Origin of the sequence: Sulfitobacter sp. EhC04, assembly GCF_001650875.1 — a bacterium.
Classification (GTDB): domain Bacteria; phylum Pseudomonadota; class Alphaproteobacteria; order Rhodobacterales; family Rhodobacteraceae; genus Sulfitobacter.
Genome location: NZ_LXYI01000089.1, coordinates 136,071 through 161,205, shown reverse-complemented (window position 1 = coordinate 161,205; position 25,135 = coordinate 136,071). Strand labels below are relative to the sequence as shown.

The 25,135-nt window shown below is 60.2% G+C and carries 21 protein-coding genes; 11 read left to right on the top strand and 10 right to left on the bottom strand.

Annotated elements, in window-relative coordinates:
- Positions 1 to 24 precede the first annotated feature (24 nt).
- The 5 genes from A8B82_RS22380 (at position 25) to radC (ending at position 6,443) form a co-directional block, all read left to right on the top strand.
- Positions 25 to 849, top strand: coding sequence for an ABC transporter permease (locus A8B82_RS22380; RefSeq protein ID WP_067297655.1), 825 nt, complete (start codon positions 25 to 27; stop codon positions 847 to 849).
- Between the two features lie 142 nt (positions 850 to 991).
- Positions 992 to 2,104 carry a polysaccharide pyruvyl transferase family protein gene (locus tag A8B82_RS22375; RefSeq protein WP_138069852.1) on the top strand — a complete coding sequence of 371 codons (1,113 nt, stop codon included), beginning with the start codon at positions 992 to 994 and terminating at the stop codon, positions 2,102 to 2,104.
- A gap of 260 nt (positions 2,105 to 2,364) precedes the next feature.
- Positions 2,365 to 4,284, top strand: a complete 1,920-nt coding sequence (gene dnaK, locus A8B82_RS22370) for a molecular chaperone DnaK (protein ID WP_067297650.1) — start codon at positions 2,365 to 2,367, stop codon at positions 4,282 to 4,284.
- 81 nt (positions 4,285 to 4,365) lie between these two features.
- Positions 4,366 to 5,520 carry a molecular chaperone DnaJ gene (dnaJ, locus tag A8B82_RS22365; protein WP_067297648.1) on the top strand — a complete coding sequence of 385 codons (1,155 nt, stop codon included), beginning with the start codon at positions 4,366 to 4,368 and terminating at the stop codon, positions 5,518 to 5,520.
- Between the two features lie 173 nt (positions 5,521 to 5,693).
- Positions 5,694 to 6,443 (top strand): RadC family protein, encoded by a 750-nt coding sequence (gene radC / locus A8B82_RS22360; protein WP_067297646.1) that lies wholly within the window; start codon positions 5,694 to 5,696, stop codon positions 6,441 to 6,443.
- A gap of 30 nt (positions 6,444 to 6,473) precedes the next feature.
- Here radC and A8B82_RS22355 read toward each other — a convergent pair whose 3' ends face one another.
- From A8B82_RS22355 to secA, 3 genes are all read right to left on the bottom strand, one after another.
- A complete protein-coding gene (locus A8B82_RS22355; RefSeq protein ID WP_067297644.1) occupies positions 6,474 to 8,036 on the bottom strand; it encodes a phosphate ABC transporter substrate-binding/OmpA family protein in 1,563 nt (520 codons plus the stop codon).
- A gap of 19 nt (positions 8,037 to 8,055) precedes the next feature.
- Positions 8,056 to 9,066: a hypothetical protein gene (locus tag A8B82_RS22350; RefSeq protein WP_067297643.1), complete on the bottom strand. Its 1,011-nt coding sequence runs from the start codon at positions 9,064 to 9,066 to the stop codon at positions 8,056 to 8,058.
- Positions 9,067 to 9,182: 116 nt separating this feature from the next.
- Positions 9,183 to 11,894: a preprotein translocase subunit SecA gene (secA, locus tag A8B82_RS22345; protein ID WP_067298139.1), complete on the bottom strand. Its 2,712-nt coding sequence runs from the start codon at positions 11,892 to 11,894 to the stop codon at positions 9,183 to 9,185.
- A gap of 170 nt (positions 11,895 to 12,064) precedes the next feature.
- On the opposite strand from secA, the gene A8B82_RS22340 reads away from it, so the two are divergent.
- The 5 genes from A8B82_RS22340 (at position 12,065) to A8B82_RS22320 (ending at position 16,621) form a co-directional block, all read left to right on the top strand.
- On the top strand, positions 12,065 to 12,913 hold the full coding sequence (locus A8B82_RS22340; protein ID WP_067297641.1) for a peptidylprolyl isomerase: 849 nt from the start codon (positions 12,065 to 12,067) through the stop codon (positions 12,911 to 12,913).
- 3 nt (positions 12,914 to 12,916) lie between these two features.
- Positions 12,917 to 14,143, top strand: a complete 1,227-nt coding sequence (gene argJ, locus A8B82_RS22335) for a bifunctional glutamate N-acetyltransferase/amino-acid acetyltransferase ArgJ (protein ID WP_067297639.1) — start codon at positions 12,917 to 12,919, stop codon at positions 14,141 to 14,143.
- A 19-nt stretch (positions 14,144 to 14,162) separates the two neighbouring features.
- On the top strand, positions 14,163 to 14,561 hold the full coding sequence (mutT, locus tag A8B82_RS22330; RefSeq protein WP_067297638.1) for an 8-oxo-dGTP diphosphatase MutT: 399 nt from the start codon (positions 14,163 to 14,165) through the stop codon (positions 14,559 to 14,561).
- 339 nt (positions 14,562 to 14,900) lie between these two features.
- On the top strand, positions 14,901 to 15,818 hold the full coding sequence (locus A8B82_RS22325; RefSeq protein ID WP_067297636.1) for a diacylglycerol/lipid kinase family protein: 918 nt from the start codon (positions 14,901 to 14,903) through the stop codon (positions 15,816 to 15,818).
- Complete coding sequence (locus tag A8B82_RS22320) at positions 15,815 to 16,621, top strand: metallophosphoesterase family protein (RefSeq protein WP_067297633.1); 807 nt, start codon at positions 15,815 to 15,817, stop codon at positions 16,619 to 16,621. The genes A8B82_RS22325 and A8B82_RS22320 overlap by 4 nt, the downstream gene beginning before the upstream one ends.
- Before the next feature lie 6 nt (positions 16,622 to 16,627).
- On the opposite strand, the gene infB is transcribed toward A8B82_RS22320, so the two are convergent.
- The 6 genes from infB to pip all read right to left on the bottom strand — a co-directional run bounded on the left by infB (position 16,628) and on the right by pip (position 23,919).
- Entirely contained in the window at positions 16,628 to 19,099 is a 2,472-nt protein-coding gene (gene infB / locus A8B82_RS22315; protein WP_067297632.1) for a translation initiation factor IF-2, read from the bottom strand.
- A 9-nt stretch (positions 19,100 to 19,108) separates the two neighbouring features.
- Positions 19,109 to 19,729 (bottom strand): RNA-binding protein, encoded by a 621-nt coding sequence (locus A8B82_RS22310; protein WP_067297630.1) that lies wholly within the window; start codon positions 19,727 to 19,729, stop codon positions 19,109 to 19,111.
- Between the two features lie 22 nt (positions 19,730 to 19,751).
- Positions 19,752 to 21,371, bottom strand: a complete 1,620-nt coding sequence (gene nusA, locus A8B82_RS22305; protein WP_067297628.1) for a transcription termination factor NusA — start codon at positions 21,369 to 21,371, stop codon at positions 19,752 to 19,754.
- Positions 21,371 to 21,952 carry a ribosome maturation factor RimP gene (gene rimP / locus A8B82_RS22300; RefSeq protein ID WP_067297626.1) on the bottom strand — a complete coding sequence of 194 codons (582 nt, stop codon included), beginning with the start codon at positions 21,950 to 21,952 and terminating at the stop codon, positions 21,371 to 21,373. Before rimP ends, nusA begins: the two co-directional genes overlap by 1 nt.
- Before the next feature lie 138 nt (positions 21,953 to 22,090).
- Positions 22,091 to 22,951, bottom strand: a complete 861-nt coding sequence (locus tag A8B82_RS22295) for an ABC transporter substrate-binding protein (RefSeq protein WP_067297625.1) — start codon at positions 22,949 to 22,951, stop codon at positions 22,091 to 22,093.
- On the bottom strand, positions 22,948 to 23,919 hold the full coding sequence (gene pip / locus A8B82_RS22290) for a prolyl aminopeptidase (protein ID WP_067297623.1): 972 nt from the start codon (positions 23,917 to 23,919) through the stop codon (positions 22,948 to 22,950). The genes A8B82_RS22295 and pip overlap by 4 nt, the downstream gene beginning before the upstream one ends.
- A 48-nt stretch (positions 23,920 to 23,967) precedes the next feature.
- Between pip and ubiG the strand changes: the two genes are divergently transcribed.
- On the top strand, positions 23,968 to 24,714 hold the full coding sequence (gene ubiG / locus A8B82_RS22285) for a bifunctional 2-polyprenyl-6-hydroxyphenol methylase/3-demethylubiquinol 3-O-methyltransferase UbiG (protein WP_067297620.1): 747 nt from the start codon (positions 23,968 to 23,970) through the stop codon (positions 24,712 to 24,714).
- Here the strand turns inward: ubiG and A8B82_RS22280 are convergent.
- Positions 24,701 to 25,135 (bottom strand): MarR family winged helix-turn-helix transcriptional regulator, encoded by a 435-nt coding sequence (locus A8B82_RS22280; RefSeq protein ID WP_067297619.1) that lies wholly within the window; start codon positions 25,133 to 25,135, stop codon positions 24,701 to 24,703. The two genes, ubiG and A8B82_RS22280, sit on opposite strands and share 14 nt — an antisense overlap.

Sequence of the window (25,135 nt, the reverse complement as noted above, 5' to 3'; positions counted from 1 at the left end):
CGCGCAGATCAGAAGGCAGACTAGATGTTCCAGTCCACACGCAAACCGAAGGGCGGCTTCAGTTCCGCCTTGGCGATGGCCGAACTGGTCTACCACTCTGTTGTCCGGTCCGTGCGCAAGCAGCACAACAACGCCTTTGTCGCCATCTTTACCAACATGCTTCAGGCGATCATGTTCGTTGCCGCCTTTTATGTGATGTTTTCCATCCTCGGGATGCGCAGCGCCGCGCTGCGGGGCGATTTCCTGGTCTACATCATGTCCGGCATCTTTCTTTACCTGACCCATACCAAGGCGCTGGGTGCCGTCGCAGGTTCCGAAGGGCCTGCCAGCCCGATGATGCAGCACGCGCCGATGAACACCATCATCGCGATCGCCTCCGCCGCTGTGGGTGCATTGTACATCCAGGTTCTGTCACTTTTTGTGATCCTGTTTGCCTATCATGTGGCCTGGACCCCTCTGGAAATCGACCAGCCGATTGCGGCTTTTGGCATGCTGCTGGTCGCCTGGTTCACCGGCTGCGCGCTGGGCCTGGTCCTGTTGGCGATGAAGCCATGGTTCCCCACGGTCGTCAGCATGTTCAGCATGGTCTATCAGCGCGCCAACATGATCGCGTCGGGCAAGATGTTCGTGGCCAACACGCTGCCCAGCTTCATGCTGGCGATGTTCGACTGGAACCCGCTGTTCCACGTCATCGACCAGGCGCGCGGCTTTGCCTTCATCAACTACAACCCGCGCTATACCAACTGGGAATACGCCATGTGGGTCGGCCTGGCCTTTCTGGTGATCGGGCTGATGGGCGAATTCTACACCCGCAGACACGCATCCCTCAGCTGGAACGCGCGGCGGTAAGGCACGTGCGCGACGCTAAACACAAGTTTTAGAACCAAGCATCGCTGAGATGGTTTGGTAACGCATTAAATCCGTGCATCATATGGTGCGCCAGCCATCAGTATGTTAGCAAAATTCTGACTCGATTTTTGGAGATACTGATTTGCGCAACCCCTTTATCTATTCTCGTTCTTTCGGCACGCTCGATGGTCAATACATGACCAGTCAAGAGATATTCGACGCAGCCGGGAACACCGGAAATATGCTGTTCCTTTCGTCTGTCCGGCGCCTTGTGAAACATGATCAGGCAAAGCTGGGCGGCAAATTATCCGACGAAGCGCTTGAAGGGGCAGATGGCATTGTAATTCCCGCCGCCAACTGGCTTCAGGATAGCCGCGATCTAGGCGGCTTGGCCAAACGGTTGGAAAAGATAGATTTGCCGATCTGCATCATGGGGCTTGGCGCACAGGCGATCGAAGAGCGTAAAATTAAACTGCCAGAAGGCTCACAACGCTTCCTCAAAGTCATATCGGAACGTTGTTCATCGCTATCGGTCCGGGGTGACTTCACTGCAGAGGTCGTGGCATCACACGGGGTCAAAAACGTTACAGTAACGGGCTGCCCATCTTTTCTTTGGCATGTTGATCGCCCAGCCGAGGTGGCGCGCATTATCTCACGCCGTGCGCCGCTACGAGTCGCTGTACTGATTACCCCGGCAGGCGATTACATCCAGAAACAACCGAATCTGCGCACTCACCTGACCCGGAAGTTGCTGCAGTTCGCTTTTGACCACGGCGCATCTTCGATAGGGCAAACTGAACTGCCCTTGATGCAGGTGGCCCGTTCCGAAGTCGGAGCGGATAACCCCGAAATCGCTGCTATTCTCGAATTCCTATTCGAACGCCCTGCCGATGAAGCCGCAAAATACCTGCGCAAGAATTTTCATCTGTTTGCGAACGTACCGGAGTGGATGACCTTTTCCGCCAACCACGATCTCGTGCTCGGCACCCGTCTGCACGGCGTTGTTGCTGGGCTGCTGTCAGGCACGCCATCGGTTTTGGTCACTCATGACACTCGAACCGTGGAAATGGGCCGCCAAGCTGGCATTCCCACGATACCCGCCGAAGAAATCATCAGAGGTGAAAAAATTGATCCGGATCAAATCGTGAAACAGAGCGATTTCACGGCCTTCAATAGCCGCCAGCGCACCTATTTTAAAGAGTTCAAGGATTTCCTGAAGAACAACGATGTGCCAAATCGTCTGGCGGATATCTGACAGGATTGCCGGACATGATATGCGGCATCTGCAGCCCGCCGTTCAGGTCGCGCCATCGCTTGACGACGCTTTCGGGAAAATTCACCCAAGAATCCGCGATTGACCCATTCTCTGACGGTTGCGAGCGGCATTTCCAGCCCCTATATACCCACCGAACCGCTGGATGCAGCCGCATTCAGTGTTACCAGATCGGGGCAAGGGTGCCGTAACGGGCCTGCGCCTCGTGTCATCGCCTTGAATAGCATGAGGGATCGAAAAACATGGCCAAAGTAATCGGCATTGACCTTGGAACTACCAACTCCTGTATCGCCATCATGGACGGCAGCCAGCCCCGCGTGATCGAAAACGCGGAAGGCGCGCGCACAACACCTTCCATCGTGGCCTTCACCGACGACGAACGTCTCGTCGGTCAGCCTGCAAAACGCCAGGCTGTCACCAACCCCGACAACACCATTTTTGGCGTCAAGCGCCTGATCGGCCGTCGCAACGACGACACGGATCTCGCCAAGGACAAAAAGAACCTGCCCTTTACCGTCATCGACGGTGGCAATGGCGACGCATGGGTTCAGGCCAAGGGCGAGAAATACTCCCCCTCCCAGATTTCCGCTTTCATCCTGGGCAAGATGAAAGAAACCGCCGAGTCCTACCTTGGCGAAGAAGTGACCCAGGCGGTCATCACCGTTCCTGCCTATTTCAACGACGCCCAGCGTCAAGCCACCAAGGACGCGGGCAAGATTGCCGGTCTGGAAGTGCTGCGGATCATCAACGAACCGACAGCCGCCGCGCTGGCCTATGGTCTGGACAAGGAAAACACCCAAACCATCGCGGTCTATGACCTTGGCGGCGGTACATTCGACGTGACCATCCTGGAAATCGACGACGGGTTGTTCGAAGTCAAATCCACCAACGGCGACACGTTCCTGGGTGGTGAAGACTTTGACATGCGGATCGTCAACTACCTCGCCGGTGAGTTCAAGAAAGAGCACAACGTCGACCTGACCCAGGACAAGATGGCGCTGCAACGTCTGAAAGAAGCAGCCGAGAAGGCCAAGATCGAGCTGTCCAGCTCCAGCCAGACAGAGATCAACCAGCCGTTCATCTCCATGGGTGCCAACGGACAGCCGCTGCACATGGTCATGAAGCTGACCCGTGCCAAGCTGGAAAGCCTGGTGGGCGACCTGATCAAGGCGTCGCTGAAGCCTTGCAAGGACGCGCTCAAGGACGCGGGTCTGTCGGCCTCCGACATCGACGAAGTCGTGCTTGTGGGTGGTATGACCCGTATGCCGAAAGTCGTCGAGGAAGTGACGAAATTCTTCGGCAAAGAGCCGCACAAGGGTGTGAACCCCGATGAGGTCGTCGCCCTGGGTGCCGCCATTCAGGCCGGTGTTCTGCAAGGTGACGTAAAAGACGTCGTTCTGCTGGACGTGACCCCGCTGTCGCTGGGCATTGAAACGCTGGGTGGCGTGTTCACCCGTCTGATCGACCGCAACACCACGATCCCGACGAAAAAGTCTCAGGTCTTCTCGACCGCCGAGGACAATCAGAACGCGGTCACCATCCGGGTCTTCCAGGGTGAACGTGAGATGGCCTCCGACAACAAGATCCTCGGTGCCTTCAATCTGGAAAACATCCCGCCCGCCCCGCGCGGCATGCCCCAGATCGAAGTGACCTTCGACATCGACGCCAACGGTATCGTTTCGGTTGGCGCGCTCGACAAGGGCACCGGTAAGGAGCAGAAGATCACGATCCAGGCCTCCGGCGGTCTGTCCGATGCGGACATCGAAAAGATGGTCAAGGACGCCGAGGAGAACGCGGAATCCGACAAGGAACGCCGCGCATTGATCGAGGCGAGAAACCAGGCGGAAAGCCTCATCCACTCGACCGAAAAGTCCGTGGAAGAGCACTCCGACAAGGTCGACCCGACCACCGTGGAAGCGATCGAACTGGCCATTGCCGCGCTCAAGGACGATCTGGAAACAGACAGCGCCGACAAGATCAAGTCCGGCATCCAGAACGTGACCGAGGCCGCCATGAAACTGGGCGAGGCGATCTACAAAGCCGCGCAGGATGATGGCGACGACATGGCGGAAGCCGCAGATGAACAAGCGTCCCGCAGCGGCGGTGACGATGACATCGTCGATGCCGAGTTCGAAGACCTCGACGACGACAAGCGCGCGTAATCCCGCTCAGGGGAACCACTGACAGGGCCGGTCCGATCCAGACGGGCCGGCCCTTCACGTTCCAGCAAAAGGACATGATCCATGGCAAAACGTGATTACTACGATGTGCTTGGTGTCGCCAAAGGCGCATCCGCCGACGAGATCAAGAAGGGCTACCGCCAGAAGGCCAAGGAGTTTCACCCGGACCGGAACAAGGACAGCGCCGATTCCGAAGCGAAGTTCAAGGAAGCCAACGAAGCCTACGAAGTGCTGAAGGATGCCGACAAGAAAGCAGCCTATGACCGTTTCGGTCATGCCGCATTCGAAGGTGGCATGGGCGGCGGCGGTGGCGGCAGACGCCCCGGCGGCGGTCAGGGTGATTTCTCCTCCGCATTCTCGGATGTGTTCGACGACCTCTTTGGCGACTTCATGGGGGGTCGCGGTGGCGCGGGTGGCGGTGGCCGCCGCGCCGCGCGCGGGGCCGACCTGCGCTACAACCTCGGCATCTCGCTGGAGGACGCCTATTCAGGCCTGCAAAAGTCCATCAATGTGCCAACCTCCGTGCAATGCGGATCCTGCGATGGATCCGGCGCGGAAGGCGGCGGTGAACCGACAACCTGTCCGACCTGTTCGGGCATGGGCAAGGTCCGCGCGCAACAGGGTTTCTTTACCGTCGAACGCACCTGCCCCACCTGTTCCGGCATGGGCCAGATCATCAAGAATCCCTGCAAGACCTGCCGCGGCGCGGGGCGCGTGGAAAAAGACCGGTCGCTCAGCGTCAACATCCCCGCAGGTGTCGAAACCGGCACCCGCATCCGTCTGGCAGGCGAGGGCGAGGCAGGCATGCGCGGCGGCCCGTCCGGTGACCTCTATATCTTCATCGAGGTGAAGGAACACGAGCTGTTTGACCGCGATGGCCCCAACCTGTTCTGCCGTGTGCCGGTCTCGATGAGCACCGCTGCCCTGGGCGGCAATATCGAGGTGCCCACCATCGACGGCGGCCGTGGCCGGGTGCAGATCCCCGGCGGCAGCCAGTCTGGCCGCCAGATGCGCCTGCGCGGCAAGGGCATGCCCCCCCTGCGCGGTGGTGGCACCGGCGACATGATCATCGAACTGGCGGTCGAGACGCCGGTGAACCTGACATCGCGGCAAAAGGAATTGCTGCGGGAATTCGAAGACCTGTCGTCAGAGAACAACCCTGAAAGCAGCAGCTTCTTTTCCAGCGTGAAAAGCTTCTGGGATTCGATGAAGGGGTGACTTGCACGCCGGGCCTGGTCCGGCGCGCGCGCTGAGTGGGGCTGATCCACGGCAGAGGCCTGCATCGTATGCCAATCGGTGCACGGCCTGTGTACAGGTTGTGCACAGGTTGTGTGCCGGGCATTTCCGGGCTGATTAACCCCTTGGTAACCAGACTCAGGTGACCCTCGGGCATGGACCAATTCAACGAACAGCCCCTGCCCTACTTGCTGGACGAGGCACCAGAAACCGCCCCGGTGACGGGCAGGCAGCCTTCTTATATCAAGGATCACCGCCAGCGCCTGCGCGCGCGGTTCATGGCCGGTGGCCCCGCTGCCATGCCGGACTATGAGCTTCTGGAACTGGTCCTGTTCCGCGCCATCCCGCGCCGCGATGTCAAACCGCTGGCACATGCCCTGATGGACCGTTTCGGCGACTTCAACCGCGTTGTCTCCGCCTCTGAGGCGCGGCTGCGCGACCTGTCGGGTATTGGTGACGCCGTGATCACCGAACTGAAGATCGTCGAGGCGGCAGCCCAGCGCCTTGCCCGCGCCAAGGTTTTGAAACAACAGGTTGTTTCCAGTTGGGATGCGCTGCTGGACTATTGCCACACCACCATGGCCCACCGCGAGACCGAGCAGTTTCGCGTGCTCTATATGGATCGCAAGAATGTTCTGATCGCGGATGAGGAACAGGCGAAAGGGACCGTGGATCACGTGCCCGTCTATCCCCGCGAGGTTGCCAAGCGGGCGCTGGAACTCAATGCTTCCGCCTTGATCCTCGTGCACAACCATCCATCGGGCGACCCGACGCCGTCGCGCTCGGACATCGACATGACCAACCAGATCTCGACAGCGTGCGATGCGCTTGGGCTCACCCTGCACGATCACCTGATCATCGGAAAATCCAGCGAACTCAGTTTTCGCGCGGAAGGGTATATATAAAGAAAAACAGCATCTTGGATGCCGGGAACATCACCGCACCCAGACCTCTACCCGCCGGTTTGCCTGCCGACCCCATGCGGTATCGTCACAGGCCATCGGCATCGCCTCGCCAAAGGCATCCACCCCCAGGTCAACACGTTCCAGGTTGGCCGTGACAGCGGCGGCAGACACTGCGCGCAGCACCGCCTCTGCCCGACGCAGCGCAATATCGCGGTTCGGCGTTGCGGCCCCCTGCCCGTCGCTAAAGCCGACAAACAGCATCCGCCGCGCGTCGTATTGCCCCTGCTCCAGCGCCCGCGCCAATTGCTGCACGTTTGACCGGCTTTGCGCATCCAGACGGATCGACCCTGCCTCGAACCGGAAAGAGGTGGTCAACCGGGCCATCGGTTGCAGTGTCGCAGTCATCCGCTGCAATTCCTGAAGCGAAATTTCCTCGCCCGCCACGGAGATGGCATTGGTGAACCGGTTACCCTGCTGTTCGACCGGGATTTCCTCCGGTGCCTGGTCCACGAACCCCGCGCGCCGGATCACGTTCTGCGCCGCCGGGCCCCGCGTAAAGGCCAGAAACTCTCGCGCGATCAGGGGCAGGCGACGCGCCGGAAAATACAGGAACATGGGGGCCGTCAGCGGATAATCCTCCGTCTTGATCGTCCGCCGTGCCGCGTTCAGCGCAAAGCCGCAGGTGCCGCCCAGGGTCAGCACCATCGTGTCGCGCTGTTCGGCATAGCTGGTGATGCCCAGCGACAGGCTGTCGTCGGCCACAGCCTTTGCCAGGTTTTCAGGCAGGGCATGCCACACAATCGTATCGGTCAGGGTCATACCTGCCGGTTTCATGACCTGATCGACAATCGCCTGACTCAACCCGCTGGAGGGGCTGGGCAGATGCAATTCGATTGGCGCATCGGGCCCGCCAAGCTCTTGCCAATTGGTCACTTCCCCCGAGAAGGCGCGGGCAAGCATCAGCGGGGAAATCGCCCGCAAGGGATTGGTCGGAGCTACAACCGGCACCACCGCGTCCAGGGCCAGAACCCGGCTGCGGTTCGCGCCGGTCAGATCGCCCATCCCGGCCTCGCGCGCATTGATGCGTTCCTCGCGCCCGATCTCGCGCAGGGCCATGACGATATCGGCCTCATCCGCCAAAAGATCGGCAAACCCCTCGTCGGTGTTGGTTGCGCGGAAATGGAACTGAGCGGCAAGCTTGCCCGTATCCCGGCGCGACAACAGGTAGGTGAACCGGGTCGGGTCCTCGCCATCTTCGCGGGTAACGAGGTAGTCCGCTCGCTGGCCATAGGCGTCAATCAGCGCCGGCATCAGAACCGCGCCCATCGTGGCGGAGCCTGACAATTGTACCTCGGCCACGAAGTCTTCCAGGTTGGGGCAGCCGGGCCCGGCGCAGAGCACGCCCGAGCCGTCTATCGTCAACTCGCCGTATTCAGTCTGGACGCGGTAAAATTCCCCGTCGAACCCCAGCAGCGTGCCGCTCAGTTCAACCTTGCCATCGCGCGAGGTCAGGGCCACATCCTGCGCGGCGGCCGGATGGTGCCAGAAAAGAAAAAGTGCGGCGATAAACGCCGCACATCTAAGCAAGATCATGGGACCTCTGAGTGCGGTTTTACTTTCCCGCGACTTTCAGGTCTTGAAGCAGATTATTCAACACCAGAAAGCTGCCAACCGCATCGCATTCCGGAACAGACAGTATCAGGTCCTGTGATTTGATCTGCCCGTCGTTCATCAGTTGAAGCGATTGCGCCTCTGCCTCGACGCCGCAATTGGCTTTGGTGACCTCTGCTTCAACACTGAGCGCAATAGTGCCGACCTGCTCAGACTCGGCCCTGGGAAAGGTATAGACCTCGGCCAGCAACGGATCTGCCGCTGCGGCATCCCCATGCCGGGTCAGAACGCCGCTGCGCCCAATCACGGCATCGGCCACTGCGCCGGGTGCATCTTTCCAGTGGTGACCGGCATCGCCGTAGTTTGCCCCGAATTCACGGGCATGGATTTCGAAACCGGCATTGCCTTTCCACTGCACCAGGGCACGGTCATAGTCGACCAGTTCATCAACCTGGGTCTGCGCCACCGCACCATCCCCGTTACCGAAAGCCAGAATGAACATGGCGTCGCGCGCCAGGGCGGGAACGGTGGTGTTCAGTTTACCGTTTGCATCCGTGGTTTCGGTAAAGATCATGCCGTTGTGATGCACGGTGACGCGTTCATTTGGCAAGCAGACCGCGTCCAGCCGCAAATCGACCATGGCCGCAGCCATGGCGCGGGCTTCGGCGGTGATGGCACAGGCGGAAGCAGGGGCCGCGGACCCTGGTGCCGGCGGACCTTCAAGAACGCTTTGCGGGGCGCGTACCTTGATGACAGTCGCATCGGGTTCCGACGCCGAAATGGCTGGTGTTGCAGGCAGGTCATCGGCAACCTTGAACTCGCCCGAGGTCAGCTTGATCTGCTGGACATCGAGCAGGGCACTGGTTGCGGTCTCTTCCAGCTCTTTGGGCGCGGGTGTTTCGTGCTTGCCGTATCTTGCCTTGGCCGCATCGGAGTTCTGCATGACAAAGCCGATGCCGATGGCGCAGGCAAGCGTCCCTGCAACCGTCAGAATTTCCTTCATACGCGCCATTACCCTGTCCTCCAGAAAAGGAATCGTTCAGGGAATGAGTGCCTTGAAATCAGGGCTAGGGTATGACGGTGAAGTGCTGGGAATTGGGCGAAACCGGGGCGTGGCCCGGTGTCACCTCAGGAAAGGCGCCCGTGGCAATGCTTGAACTTCTTGCCTGATCCACAAGGGCAGGCATCGTTGCGGGACGGGTTGCCCCAAGTGGTCGGGTCATCCTCGACAAAGCCTTCTGCGGTGGCAACCGGAGAGGGCGCTGGCACATTCGGTTCCTGCGCGCCCGCATCGGCGGCCTTTTCCATCGCGGCTTGTCGCTGGGCGATCTCCTGCATGAAAGCGTTACGCTCTTCCTGGGACATTGGTTGCGCCTGGCCCAGCTTCTGGGTCACGTCCTGACGCAGGCTGTCGAGCATGCTTTCGAACAGCTGGAAGCTTTCGTTCTTGTATTCGTTCAACGGATCACGCTGGGCATAGCCCCGGAACCCGACAACGGACCGCAGGTGTTCAAGGGTCATCAGGTGGTCACGCCACTTGCCGTCAATGGATTGCAACAAAAGCTGTTTTTCGATGGTGCGCATGTTTTCCGGGCCAAAGGCTTCGGTCTTTTGCGCCATCATCTTGTCGGTTGCCTCGATCAGGCGTTCGCGGATCACCTCGTCGTCTGCGCCGTCTTCCTCGCACCAAGCGATGATCGGCAGATCCATGTTCAGGTGTTCGATCACTGCCGCATAGAACCCCTGGGTGTCCCATTGATCCGCATAGGTGCGGGGCGGCATATAGGTGTCGATCAGGTCGTCGATCACCTGATGGCGCATGTCGGTGACGATCTCGTTCAGGTCGTCCGCCTCCATGATGTCGCGGCGCTGTCCAAAGATGACCTTGCGCTGTTCGTTCATCACATCATCGAATTTGAGCAACTGCTTGCGGATGTCAAAATTGCGGCCCTCGACCTTGGCCTGCGCACGTTCCAGCGACTTGTTGACCCAGGGGTGAATGATCGCTTCGCCCTCTTTCAGGCCAAGTGTGGTCAGAACCTTTTCGAGCCGTTCAGAGCCAAAGATGCGCATCAGATCGTCTTCCAGTGACAGGAAGAACGAGGTGCGCCCCGGATCCCCCTGACGGCCCGAGCGACCGCGCAACTGGTTGTCGATCCGACGGCTTTCGTGCCGTTCCGAGGCCAGAACATAAAGGCCCCCCGCCTCAAGCACCTTTTGCTTTTCGTCGGCGTGCTGGGCTTCGATATCCGCCCGTATCTTTTCCGGGTCCGCCTCGGGGTCCGCGTCCAGTGCTTCGAGCACCTTCAGTTCGACGTTGCCGCCAAGCTGAATGTCTGTCCCGCGCCCCGCCATGTTGGTGGCGATGGTCACGGCACCGAATTTGCCCGCATCGGCAATGATCTGCGCTTCCTGTTCGTGCTGGCGCGCGTTCAGGACGTTGTGTTCAATGCCCGCAGCCGTCAACAACTGGCTCAACTGTTCGGATTTTTCGATGGAGGTGGTGCCGACAAGGCAAGGCTGCCCCTTGGCGTTTGCCTCTTTCACCTTTTCGATCATCGCCTCGTATTTTTCCTGAACGCTGCGATAGACCGCATCATCCTCGTCAACACGGGCGATGGGCAGGTTGGTCGGAACTTCGACCACGCCCAGACCATAGATTTCCTGAAATTCTTCGGCCTCTGTCAGCGCGGTGCCGGTCATCCCGGCCAGCTTGTCATAGAGGCGGAAATAGTTCTGGAAGGTGACGGAGGCGAGCGTCACGTTTTCGGGCTGGATGGAGGTGCCTTCCTTGGCCTCGATTGCCTGGTGCAGCCCGTCGGACAGGCGGCGGCCATGCATCATGCGGCCGGTGAATTCGTCGATCAGCATGACCTCGCCGTCGCGCACGATATAGTCCTTGTCCTTCAGGAACAGCTTGTGCGCGCGCAGGCCCTGGTTGACGTGGTGCACAATGGTGGTGCTTTCGGGGTCATAGAGGGTCTGACCTTCCTCAAGCAGCGACCGGGCCCGCAACTGTTCTTCGAGAAACTCGTTGCCCTCATCGGTAAAGGTGACGTTGCGGCTTTTTTCGTCCAGCTCGTAGTGGTCCGGTTGCAGCAACGGGATCACCTTGTCGATGGTGACATACATCTCTGAACGGTCCTGCGCAGGGCCGGAGATGATCAGCGGCGTCCGCGCCTCGTCGATCAGGATGCTGTCGACTTCGTCCACGATGGCGTAATTGTGTTTCTTTTGCAGAATTTCGCTCAGGTTCGACTTCATGTTGTCGCGCAGATAGTCGAATCCAAGCTCGTTGTTGGTGGCATAGGTGATGTCGCATTCATATGCCGCGCGCTTGGCGTCTTCGGGCATCTGCGACACGGCAGCACCACAGGTCAGGCCCAGCGCATTGAACACCTTGCCCATCCAGTCGGCATCACGCTTCACCAGATATTCGTTGACGGTAACCACATGAACACCTTTGCCGGATAAGGCGTTCAGATAGGCGGCAAGGGCTGCGGTCAGTGTCTTGCCCTCGCCCGTCTTCTGCTCGGAGATATTGCCCTGGTGCAGGAAAATCGCCGCCATCAACTGCGTGTCAAAGGCGCGCAGGCCCAGAGTCCGCCGTGCGGCCTCGCGGCAATTGGCAAAGGCTTCCGGCAAAAGGACATCAAGGTTTTCACCTGACAGGGCGCGTTTGGCCAGTTCCTCTGTCTTGTCCTTGATGCCGGCATCGGTCAGCTTTTCAAAATCAGGCTCCAGCGCATTGATCTCATCCACCAGCGGGCGGGTCGCCTTGATTTTGCGATCGTTTGGCGTGCCAAAGACCTTTTTGGCGATAGTTCCGATACCCAGCATGTGCTCTCCAGCCGATTTTTTATGTGTGGCAGCGATCTGCTTGCCCAGCGCCCAGTCAGACCATAGATGTATGGGGAAACGCCTGAGCCGCGCCTGATAGGCGATGTAAGGGCCGCACATAACACTGTCAATGTAGCAGCCCCTCGCGGGGCGTAACGATAGGACAATCCATGCATAAACGACTCACTTTTGTGGCCGCTCTGGCCGTTTCCGCCTGCCTCGGCCTGCCTGCGACCGCGCAGGACACACCGCAGCTTGATACCGTGGTGGCGACCGTCAACGGCACCGACATCACCCTGGGCCACATGATCATCGCCCGCGCACGCCTGCCCGAACAATATCAGCAACTTCCCGACGACGTGCTGTTCAAGGGCATCCTCGAACAACTTGTTCAGCAGACCGCCCTCAGCGACAGCTTTGAGGGCGACCTGCCCGCGCGCGTCGAACTTTCGCTTGAAAACGAGAGCCGCTCGCTCAAGGCCGGTGAAGTGATCGAAAAGATCATGGCTGCACCGTTGGAAGAAGCGGAGGTTCAGGCCGCCTATGACGAACAATACGCCAGCGCCGAACCGGAAAAGGAATTCGACGCCGCCCATATCCTGGTCGAGACTGAGGAAGAGGCAAAGGCGATCAAGGCACAGCTGGATGAAGGTGCCGATTTTGCCGAACTCGCGCGCGAGAAATCGACCGGCCCCTCCGGTCCGGGCGGCGGGGCGCTGGGTTGGTTTGGCAAGGGCATGATGGTCCCCGCCTTTGAGAACACCGTGATGGAGATGGAGCCGGGCGCGGTGTCCGAGCCGGTGGAGACACAGTTCGGCTGGCATGTGATCAAGCTGAATGAAGTGCGCGATACTGAGGCACCGGCGCTGGATGCAGTACGCGAAGAGATCGAGTTGCAATTGCGTCAGACCCGCGTTCAGACCGCCATCGAGGACATCACCGCAAAGGCCGATGTGGACCAGTCCGCCGCCGAAGAGATTGATCCCGCGGTTCTCAAGAACGTCGAGTGGCTGGAATAAGAATTGGGCAAGATCACACAAGTCTCACCGCTGGCCCCTGCGGCCTTCCCTGAATTGCCGGTCATTGGCGGTGTGCGTTTCGCCACCGCCTCTGCCGGGGTCAAGTATCAGGACCGCACCGATGTGATGCTGGCCGAACTGGCACCGGGTACGGCGGTGGCCGGGGTCTTTACCCGGTCCAGGACCCGCGCCGCGCCGGTGCTGGATTGCCAGGACAAGATCGGCGGAGCCTCCGATGCGGGGGCCGCCATACTGGTGAACTCGGGCAACGCCAATGCCTTTACAGGCAGGAACGGTGTCGCCTCGGTGCAGGCCATCACATCGGCTGTGGCGGCTGCCTGCGATGTACCTCAATCGCGCGTTTTCACGTCCTCCACCGGAGTCATCGGCGAACCATTGCCGCATGGCCGGGTCACCGCCAGCCTTGCCGGTCTGAAGGCCGGGCTGGATGCAGGGGGCATTGCCGCAGCGGCCAAGGCGATCATGACAACCGACACCTTTCCCAAGGGCGCGTTTGCGGAGATCGAGGTTGGCGGCGCAACGGTAAAGATTGCCGGGATCGCCAAGGGGTCCGGCATGATCGCCCCAGATATGGCCACGATGCTGGTCTATATCTTTACCGATGCCGCGATTGATCAGGCCGCCCTGCAGGCGATGATCAGCACCAGCGCGGACAAGACGTTCAACTGCATCACCGTGGACAGCGATACATCGACATCGGACAGCCTGATTGTGGCCGCCACCGGCACATCGGGCCAGGACGTCACGGGGATTACGGCATTCGCCACAGCCATGCATGGTGTGATGCTGGACCTCGCGCATCAGGTTGTGCGCGATGGCGAGGGGGCGACAAAGTTCGTCGAGGTTGCGGTAACCGGTGCCGCATCGGATGCAGACGCCAAGACACATGCCATGGCGATCGCCAATTCGCCTTTGATCAAGACCGCCATTGCGGGCGAGGACCCGAACTGGGGCCGGGTTGTCATGGCCATCGGCAAATCCGGTGCCGATGCAGATCGCGACCGCCTGTCGATCCGTTTTGGGGACGTGGAAGTTGCCAGAGACGGTTGGCGCAGCCCCGATTATTCAGAAGAGGCAGCCGCCGCGCATATGAAGGGCCAGAACATCCTGATCGCCGTGGATCTGGGCCTGGGGACCGGCACCGCCACGGTCTGGACCTGTGATCTGACCCACGGATATATCGCCATCAACGCCGACTACCGGTCATGATGTATCCGAGGGACCTGAAGTGAAGGTTGTCCTTGTCTCTGCCGTTGCGCTGATCGACGTTGACGGGCGCGTCCTGTTGGCGCAACGGCCCGAGGGCAAGGCAATGGCCGGCCTGTGGGAATTTCCCGGCGGCAAGGTCGAACCGGGCGAGACACCCGAAAAGGCGCTGATCCGGGAATTGCAGGAGGAATTGGGGATCAACACCTGGTCATCCTGCCTGGCGCCACTGACATTTGCCAGTCACAGCTATGATACGTTTCACCTGCTGATGCCGCTGTTTGCCTGCCGCAAATGGGAAGGCACCCCCATGTCGAACGAAGGTCAGGCGCTGAAATGGGTGCGCCCGAACGAGTTGCGGAACTATCCGATGCCAGCGGCAGATATCCCGCTTATCCCGGTGCTCCGAGACTGGTTGTGAAACAAAATTGCACTAGTGCCCTAAATTTGCGCACGAATATTAAGCTTTTGTGAAACAATTGTGTGGTAATGCTCATATCGTTTGGTAAACTGATTTCAACTTTCTGGGGAGGAAGCAGTATGTTGCGTACGATAACAATCGGTTCCTGTATCTCTGTGCAGGGCATTTTTGTGGGTAACACGCCAAACGGGCAGATGACAGTGCAGGTGGACGACAAGATTTATTGCGGAAAGCCGGTGAATCGGAACAACTGACAGAATATTTAAGCGTCTGACGAACTTCGCCCGACCTTGGGCGTTTGCCTCTGGGGCGTCCGCCCTTTCTTGATAGGGGCAAAAGATGTCAGACCAACGAACAATCGTGATCCTTAATGCTGCCTCCGGCAGCCGTGATGGCGATGACAAGAGATCGGCAATTCGCGCCGCGTTCACCAAGCGTGGACGCGACGTCGATTTCATTAATGTTCAGGATCATGACAGTGTGGAAGCCGCAGCCAATGCGGCACTGGCGGATCGAGACGCTGCACTGGCGATTGCAGGCGGTGATGGCACGATCTGCGGGGCGGCTTCCGTTCTTGCGGGCAGTGGCCGTGACATCGGGATTATTCCTTCTGGAACATTCAACTACTTCGCCCGTTCTCTGGGCTTGCCACAGGAAATGGACGCGGCGGTAGAAGCCCTGATCACGGGGCACCCCCGCGAGGTCAATGTCGCGACCGTCAATGACCGGATGTTCCTCAACAACGCCAGCATCGGGGCTTATGCGGCAATCCTCCAGACCCGCGAGGGCACATATCGCCGCTGGGGCCGCAGCAGGCTGGCGGCCTATTGGTCCGTGGTGAAAACACTTGCGACCTTCCGTGCGCCGCTGCGTCTGAACGTCACTGTCGATGGTCAAGACCTGACCCGCCGCACCCCGATCATCTTTGTCATCAACAACGCCTACCAACTGGAGCAGATGGGGCTGGACGGCGCGGAGGCCGTGGCGGCTGGCAAACTTGTGGTGCTGATTGCGCCCAATACCGGGCGGATCGGTCTGCTGCGCCATGCTGCGGCCCTTGCCCTTGGCGTTGCAAAACCCGAGACTGACTATGAGATGATCAGCGGCAAAAACATCGAAATCGTAATGAAGCGCAAGCGCCGCCCCGTCGCGCGCGACGGCGAGATCACCCGCATGGGCGGCCCCTTTACCCTGCGCCACGCGGCAAATCCCTTGCGGGTCATGGTGCCACGAGACGCACCCGTCTCGGTGCGATGACCCGGTTGATTCACCTGTCCGATCTGCATTTCGGCAAGGACCGCGCCGATCTGATCGAGCCACTGCTGAAGGCCCTGGCGGAACTCGGGCCGGATCAGGTTGCGATCTCGGGGGATTTGACCCAGCGCGCGCGGCGGCGCGAATATGTCAGCGCCCGCGCGTTTATCGACCGGATCGACGCGCCCGTGCTGTGTATCCCCGGCAATCATGACATCCCCATTCATCGGCCCCTGACCCGCTTCTTCCGACCTTTCGGGCATTACCGCGCCTATATCTCCGGCGATCTGACCCCGTGTGTCGAAACCGCGCAGATGGTGATGGTCGGCCTGAACACGGTTGATCGTTTTCAATGGCAGGCGGGCCGACTGTCCGCGTCTCGATTGCGCAGGGCCTGCAATGCGATGCGGGATGCACCTGCCCACAAGCTGCGGGTGCTGGTGGCGCATCACCCGTTGGAGCACCCAAATGGCGTCAGCAAGAAACCGATCCCTGGTGCGGCCGCTGCGCTGGAACGGCTGATCGGTTGCGGTGCCGACCTGATCCTGTCTGGGCACCTGCACCTGTGGCACGCCGAAGAATTCGCCCACCGGGCCGGGGAAAGGCCCCGCCGCAACGCGATCCAACTGCACGCAGGCACGAGCCTGTCGTCACGCCTGCGTGGCGAGCCCAACGATTTCAATGTAATCGACATTTCGCCGGATGCGATCCACCTCGCGCGACAAAGCTTTGACGAAGGAACGGGCAGCTTCCAAACGAAAGAGACCCGGCAATTCAACCGGGTCCCTGACAAATCTCAAAACTGACTTTGATCAGCTCAGCGTCCGTGTGACCTCTTCACGCTCGAAGATTTCGATCACATCATCGGGACGGATGTCATCGTAATTCTCGAACGCCATGCCGCATTCCTGACCGGACTGCACTTCGGGCACTTCATCCTTGAACCGCTTGAGCGTTTTCAGGGTGCCTTCATGGATCACCACGTTGTCGCGCAGCAGGCGCACACCGGCAGAGCGCCGTGCGACACCTTCCGTGACCAGACAACCGGCAACCTTGCCCACGCCCGTAACCTTGAAGACTTCCTTGATAGTCGCATAACCAATGAAGTTTTCCTTGATCTCATTGCTGAGCAGGCCGGAGGCTGCGGCTTTCACATCATCCACAAGGTCATAGATGACGGAATAATACCGGATCTCCACGCCCTTCTGGTTGGCTGTGTTGCGCGCGGATGCGTTGGCACGGACGTTGAAGCCCATGATCGGCGCACCGGATGCTTCGGCAAGGCCCACGTCCGTTTCGGTGATCGCACCGACACCGGAGTGCAGAACCCGCACACGCACCTCGTCGTTGCCGATCTTTTCCATCGCCTGAACGATGGCTTCGGCAGAACCCTGCACGTCGGCCTTGACCAGGATCGGCAGTTCGGAAACATCCTCGTCCGCCTTGGCGTTGGCCATCAGCTGTTCGAGAGTGGTTGCCGCACCGGCCGCCGCGCGCTTGTCCTTCGCCGCTTTCTCGCGGTAGTTGGCGATTTCGCGCGCCTGTGCTTCGGTGCTGGTCACGTTCAGCACGTCGCCTGCTTCGGGTGTGCCGTTCAGGCCCAGAACCTCGACAGGGACAGATGGCCCGGCTTCTTTCACACGCTCGCCCTGATCGTTGATCAGCGCGCGCACCTTGCCGTATTGTTCGCCCACAACAAAGATGTCGCCCTGGCGCAGCGTCCCGTTCTGGATCAGAACCGTCGCCACGGGACCACGGCCCACGTCAAGCTGCGCTTCGATCACGGCACCGATGGCGGCACGGTTCGGGTTCGCCTTGAGCTCAAGGATTTCAGCCTGAAGCGCAATCGCTTCCAGCAGTTGATCCAGGCCCTGACCAGTGGTCGCGGAAACCTCCACATCCTGCACGTCGCCCGACAGCTTCTCCACGATGACCTCGTGTTGCAGCAGATCGGTGCGGACCTTGTCCGGGTTCGCGGCGGGTTTGTCGACTTTGTTGATCGCCACGATCATCGGAACTTTCGCGGCCTTGGCGTGATTGATCGCTTCGATGGTCTGCGGCATCACCGCATCATCAGCCGCCACAACCAGCACAACAATGTCCGTCACCTGAGCACCGCGCGACCGCATCGACGTAAAGGCCGCGTGGCCCGGTGTATCGAGGAACGACAGCACGGCACCGTTTTCTGTGGTGACCTGATAAGCGCCGATGTGCTGCGTGATCCCGCCGGCCTCGCCCGCGACGACCTTGGCGTTGCGGATCGCATCCAGCAGCGATGTCTTGCCGTGGTCAACGTGACCCATGATCGTGATGACCGGCGGACGGCCAACCAGATCCTTGGCGTCGTCAACGACTTCCTTGATGACATCCTCAACATCGGAATCGGAAACGCGGACAACCTTGTGGCCGAATTCCTCGATGATCAGTTCGGCGGTATCGGCATCAATGGTTTCGTTTTGTGTCACCATCATGCCGTTGTTCATCAGCGCCTTGACGACTTCACCAACACGTTCAGCCATACGGTTTGCCAGTTCGGAGACGACGATCGCCTCGGGCAACTGCACGTCGCGCACGACCTTTTCACGCTCGACCTGGCCACCCATGGCCTTCTGCCGCGCGCGTTCCTGCTTGCGCTTCATCGCAGCCATCGACCGCTGCCGTCCACCCTCGCCGCCGGTCAACGCCTGGTTGACGGTCAGCTTGCCGGAACGGCGGTTGTCATTGCCACGGTTCTTCTTGTTGGTTTCCTCGCGGTCACGCTCGGTCTTGCGGGGGGCCTGCGCCGGTGCCGCCTTGTTGTTCGGCGTGCGGGCAACTGCTGGCTCGGCGGGCGCTGCTGCCGCAGCTTCGGCAGCCGCAGCGGCCTCGCGGACCTTTGCCGCTTCTTCCTCGGCCTTCGCCTTGAGCGCTTCTTCGCGCTCTTTTTCCTCGCGCTCTTTCTCTTCCTGCTCAGCCCTGCGGCGTTCGCGGTCTTCTGCGCGGGCCTTTTCTTCGGCTTCGCGGGCTGCGGCCTCTTCGGACTCGCGGGCCTTGGCGGCCTGAACAGCCTTCAGGCGGCGGTCCATTTCCGCATCGGTGATCCCGGCAGGACGCTTCGAAGGATCCCCAACCGGTGATCCGCCAGCACCTGCTTTACCGGCACCCGGCTTGGGCACCACAACGCGCTTGCGCTTGGTTTCGACTACAACGTTCTTGGTCCGCCCGTGGCTAAAGCTTTGCTTTACATTCCCCGGACGCGCGCCGCCGCGCAGACCCAATGTTTTCTTGCCGTCACTATCGCTCATCTAGCTCGTCTATCCTTTCGACTGGCCCTTGCCAGTCTCGTTTTTGCGCACGCCTTTAAGTCGTTGGGCTTCCTCTACAACACGTAGCGTGAGTCCACCAGAGGCGAGCGCCCCATGTATCACAGTTTGACGACCGAATGCCAAACCCAATTCATCTGCCGTCAGCCATCCAATGTAATGGCCGTAGTGCGGCGTGCTTAATTTGCTTTTACCGCGACCCGATCCGTCTGATGCCTGGATCAGCACTTCTGCTTCCTCGGACTGCAGCCAACTCTTTACCTTTTCATAGCCCGCAACGGCACGCCCGCCCTTGCGCTGCAACGAAATAAGATCGACCACACGCCGGGCAAGCTGCTTTTCCACTTCGTCGGCCAGCCCATCGGGCACGTTCACCTGCTGCTTGGCCGCACGGGTAAACAGCTTTTTCTTCACGGCCAGATCAATCGCATCACGATCCGCCGAGACATAAATGCCGCGCCCCGGCAGTTTGCCCAGAATATCGGGCACAACCTGCTGGTCGGGACCAACAACAAAACGCACAAGCCCGAACTTGGGTTGCACCTCGCCCGTCGAGATACATTTACGTTCGGGACCGTCAGACCGATCCTTGGTTGCGCCACCGCGACCCATCAGGTGCTTCCGAGGCCTGAGATCAGGCCCCGGCCTCCTCGGCTGCTTCGCCGTCTTCGTCGGTTTCTTCAGCCGCTTCAAGGTCCGCAGGATCGACCCAGCCCAGCATGACGCGGGCGGTCATGATCATGTCCTGCGCTTCCTCAAGCGAGATGTCGAAAGGTTCCAGCGTGCCATCGTCCTTAACACGCTCGCCATTCACCGTTGTCCAGCCGCCAGCCAGTTCCCAGTCGGCGCAGGTTGCAAAGTCTTCCAGTGTCTTCACGTCATCCTTTGCCAGCGCTTCAATCATCTGGGGTGTCAGACCCTCGAATTCAACCAGGCTGTCTTCGACACCCAATGCGCGGGCCGCTTCCAGGGCCGCCTTGTTCTGCGCTTCCAGCACGTCACGGGCGCGGGCCTGAAGCTCGGCGGCGGTATCTTCGTCCACCCCGTCGATCACAAGAAGCTCGTCAACTTCGACATAGGCGACTTCTTCAAGGTTGGTGAACCCTTCGGAGACCAGAAGCTGGGCAAAGAACTCGTCCAGGTCCAAATTGTCCATGAACAGCTTGGTGCGCAGTTCGAATTCGGCCTGGCGGCGCTGGCTTTCCTGCTCTTCGGTCATGATGTCGATATCGAGACCGGTCAGCTGGCTGGCCAGACGCACGTTCTGACCGCGACGGCCAATGGCAAGCGACAGCTGCTCTTCGGGGACGACGACTTCGATCTTGCCGGCTTCTTCATCCAGAACAACCTTGGATACTTCCGCAGGTTGCAGCGCGTTCACCAGGAACGTCGGCTGATCTTCGTTCCAGGGAATGATGTCGATCTTCTCGCCCTGAAGCTCGTTCACCACGGCCTGAACCCGGCTGCCGCGCATACCGACGCAGGCACCGACCGGGTCGATCGAGTTGTCATAGCTGATCACGGCAATCTTGGCACGCGAACCGGGGTCACGGGCCACCGCCTTGATCTCGATGATGCCGTCATAGATTTCGGGCACTTCCATCTTGAACAGTTCGGCCATGAATTCGGGCGCGGTACGGCTGAGGAAAATCTGCGGTCCGCGCTGTTCGCGGCGCACGTCCTTGATATAGACGCGGATACGGTCATTCGGGCGATAGCTTTCGCGGCCGATCTTCTCATTCCGGCGCAGGATCGCCTCGCCAGCGCCCACATCGACGATGACGTTGCCATATTCCTCGCGCTTGACCAGACCGTTGATGATGGTGCCTGCGCGGTCCTTGAATTCTTCGTACTGGCGATCCCGCTCGGCTTCGCGGACCTTTTGCAGGATCACCTGCTTGGCCGATTGCGCGGCGATACGGCCCATTTCGACCGGCGGCACTTCCTCGACAAAGGTGTCACCAACCTTGGGATCGTCCATGTATTCCCTGGCCTGCGCCACGGTAAATTCGGACTGGTAATTCTCCAGCTCTTCCTCTTCGACCACGGTGCGCACGCGGGTGAATGTCGCGCGACCCGTCTTGCGGTCAATGCTGACACGGATATCCATTTCGGCCCCGTAGCGGGACTTGGCCGCACGGGCGAGCGATTCTTCCATCGCTTCGACAACCAGACCGGGGTCGATCATCTTTTCTCGTGCCACCGCTTCGGCGGTTTGCAGCAGCTCAAGCTGGTTGGCAGATGTAATGGCCATTAGTCTTCTCCCTCAGCAGACTCATCATCGGTCTGAACTTCATCGAAATCTTCTTCGTTCAGCGCGCCAGCCGCCTTGCGTTGGCGCAGCATTTCCTTGATCAGCTCGTCCGTCAGCACCAGCTTGGCGTCCGACAGCCAGTCAAAGTTGAGCCCGATGGTCCCCTCTTCGACGTTGATCAGCACTTCATTCCCGTCGATCCCGGCCAGCTCTCCCTTGAAGCGGCGGCGGCCGTCAATCAGTTCGTCCGTCTCGATTTTCGCCTCATAGCCTTCGAACATGTCGAAATCCTTGAGCCGGGTCAGCGGACGGTCGATGCCGGGGCTTGAAACCTCCAGCGTATATTCGTCAAGGATCGGGTCCTCGACATCCAGCACGGTGCCGATGGCCTGATTGATCAGCGCGAGGTCATCAACCTCGATCCCGCCCTCGGGCCTGTCGGCCATGATCTGCAGGGTCGTGTTCTTGCCCGACATCAGGCGCACACGCACGAGTTCAAACCCCATGTCCTCGATCACCGGGGTGATGATCTCGGCCAGGCGGCGGTCAATGGCGGCTTTTGCTATCAGGTCGTTGGACATGGTTCTTTCAGGCACAAAAAAACGGGCGCGCGGCCCGTGTTCAAGATCGGTGGAGCGTTTGGTGTGGACCCGAACGCGCCGCTGTTGAGGACCATATACGCCGGGTTGCCGCCAATCGCAAGGCCCCCCGCGCAAGGCTCAGGCAAACCACCAACGTTCCGCCGCCCGCAGGTTGTCCAGCGGGCGCAGGGGGCTGACCTGTGCAGGTTGCGCCACCGCATTGCTGACCGCCTGAACCGGCTGGCGCGCGTCGGGCATCAGGTCAATATCCGGCAGACCGGCCAGCGCCCCCGCATCACGGATGTCCACCGCGTCCACCAGGTATTCGCCCAGCGCCTGACCGCGCACGGGTTCGGAAGGGATCGAGGTCAGCTCGACCTCGTCAAACCAGCCTGCCGTGCCGTCGCGGTAGTGGCAGGCAGCGCGTGTCGCCAAAAGCTGCTGGCCCGGCCGGAACCGGCGCAACTGATAAAGCCCGGTCCCGATGCCCGCACCGGGCGCATGGGCGGGCCGGATCACATATTCAGGCCCCGACAGCATTAACGGCAGGCCGACGTTCGGCATCTCCAGGGTGATTCTCAGCTTGTCCGGGCGCGGGGCGCTCACCTCACCTGCAACCAGATCGCGCAGGCTGGCCACCGCATCCATGGCAGTAAAGGCGGCATTGTCATGGAAATGCACACCGCGGCGCAGGTCGAAATCCCAGATCCGCGCATCGGCAGAGGCTTGCCAGCCAAGTGCCAGCTCGGCGCGCAGGGTGCCATCGGCGGCAACTTCGGTCAGGGTGTCATAGATCAGCCCCTGCCGCGCCACCTGCATGAACAACCCATCACCCTGCGACCACGAATCGCTGCGGGACCCGCCCGACAGCGCCATCCGCAAGCGCCCGCCCCGCGTCGGCACACCCGCCGCGCCAACGCCCGTGGCTGCCAGCAAGGCCGCAGCCGCTGCGCTGGAAAACACCGCGCGGCGGTCAAGGAAGGCAGACCCACGACTCATGACTTTGCGATCCTGTCCATGGTGCGCACCAGTTCTGCGCTGATTCCCGGTTCCGACAGGGCATGGCCCGCGTTCCGCACCATCAGCAGTTCAACACCGGGCCAGCGTTCGGCGATCCTGTGGGCGCTGACCGGCGGGCAGATCATATCATACCGCCCCTGCACGATAGTGCCGGGGATATGCGCAATACGTGGCATGTGCTCGACGATCTGGCCATCAAACTCCAGAAAGCCAGCGTTGGTGAAATAGTGGTTCTCCAACCGGGAAAAGGCACGGGCATAATCTGATGGCCCCTCATGCGATGCTCCGGATGAATGGATCGACGCCAGCGCGTTTTCCCATGCGGCCCATGCCCTGCCGAATTGTTGCTCGATCGGCAGATCGCCCGAGAACAGGCGCCTGTGGTAGGCCTTGATCAGGTCATCCTGTTCTTCCTTGGGGATCAGCGACACGAAGCGGTCCCAGACCTCGGGCCAGAATTTCCCGGCACCACCGCCATAGAACCAGTCCAGTTCCGACTGCGTCATCAGGAAAACGCCGCGCAACACCATGTGGCGCACGGCGTCCGGATGCGTCTGGGCATAGACCAGCGCCAGCGTCGCCCCCCAGGACCCGCCAAAGACGATCCAGCGGTCGATTTTCAGCTCTTTGCGAATCATCTCGATGTCCGCGACCAGGTGCCAGGTGGTGTTGTCGGTCACACTTGCGTGGGGCCGCGACCGGCCACAGCCGCGCTGATCGAACAGAATCACCCGATAGGCGGCTGGATCGAAATATCGGCGCATCGACGGGCTGCACCCCCCGCCGGGGCCACCATGCAAGACCACAACCGGTATGCCATCGGGGTTTCCGCATTGCTCATAATAGACCCTATGCCCCTGCCCAACCGACATCATCCCCTGATCGAAGGGGTCTATCGGGGGATAAAGATACTGCGCCGCGCGCATTTGGTCGGGATACTTGTCCATGTGGGACCTATATAGTGGCCAAGCGTACAAGAACATAGGAAGCGGAAAATGCAAACGTCTCGAACAACGGTTGATCCGTCAGAAATTTCCAAATTCGAAGCCATGGCGGCGGAATGGTGGGATCTGAACGGCAAGTTCAAGCCGCTGCACATGCTCAATCCCTGTCGGTTGGATTACATCACAAGCCAGATTGCCGGGGAATTCGACCGCGACCTGAAAGCGCCCGACCCTTTCAAGCGCCTGCGCATGCTCGACATCGGCTGTGGCGGCGGTCTGCTGGCCGAACCGATGGCGCGCTTGGGGGCGGATGTGGTCGGTGCCGATGCGGCGGAAGGGAATATTCCCGTGGCACAGGTCCACGCGGAACAATCCGGCCTGACCATCGACTATCGCCACACCACCGCCGAGGCGATGGCAGAAGCGGGCGAGAAATTCGACGTGGTCCTGAACATGGAGGTGGTCGAACATGTCGCTTCCCCCATCGATTATCTGACTGCCTGCCATGACCTGCTTAAACCGGGCGGGCTGCATATCTGTTCGACGATCAACCGCAATCCGAAATCCTTTGCGGTGGCGATTGTCGGCGCGGAGCACATCATGCGATGGCTGCCGAAAGGCACGCATGAATGGTCCAAGTTCATCACCCCCGACGAATTGTTCGATCTGCTGCGGCAGGCGGGGCTGGAGCCGGTAGACCGCAAGGGATTCGTGTTCAACCCCATCGCCTGGAGCTGGCGGCTGTCGGACAAGGATTTGAGCGTGAACTACGTGACGGCAAGCCTCAGGAAAGCTTGATCCGGATTTCGCGCAGGATCGGCAGCGCGGCGCGGGTCTGTTCTTCGCCCAGGCTTTCCACCACCTCGTTGATCATCGGCGCGATGGCGGCAACCGCATCGTCGCGTGCCTGCCGCCCTGCCGGGCTGATCGCGACCATCTTGCGCCGCGCATCGTCCCAGTCCGGGCGGATATGAACATAACCCGACCATTCCAGCTTGGTCAGGGTGTTGGTCATTGCGCCGCGTGTGACGCCGAACCGTTCGGCCAAGCGCGCCGGGCTGCTTTCATCGCCCTGCCAGGACAGGTGATTGAGCACCGAAAAATGCGAAATCTCCATCCCTTTCGGCAACACCCTTGTCAGACGGCTGCGCACGGCATGATCGGCCGCCAGCAACTCGCTGAACAGCATGATCGCAACTGTCTGACTGTCATCACTCAT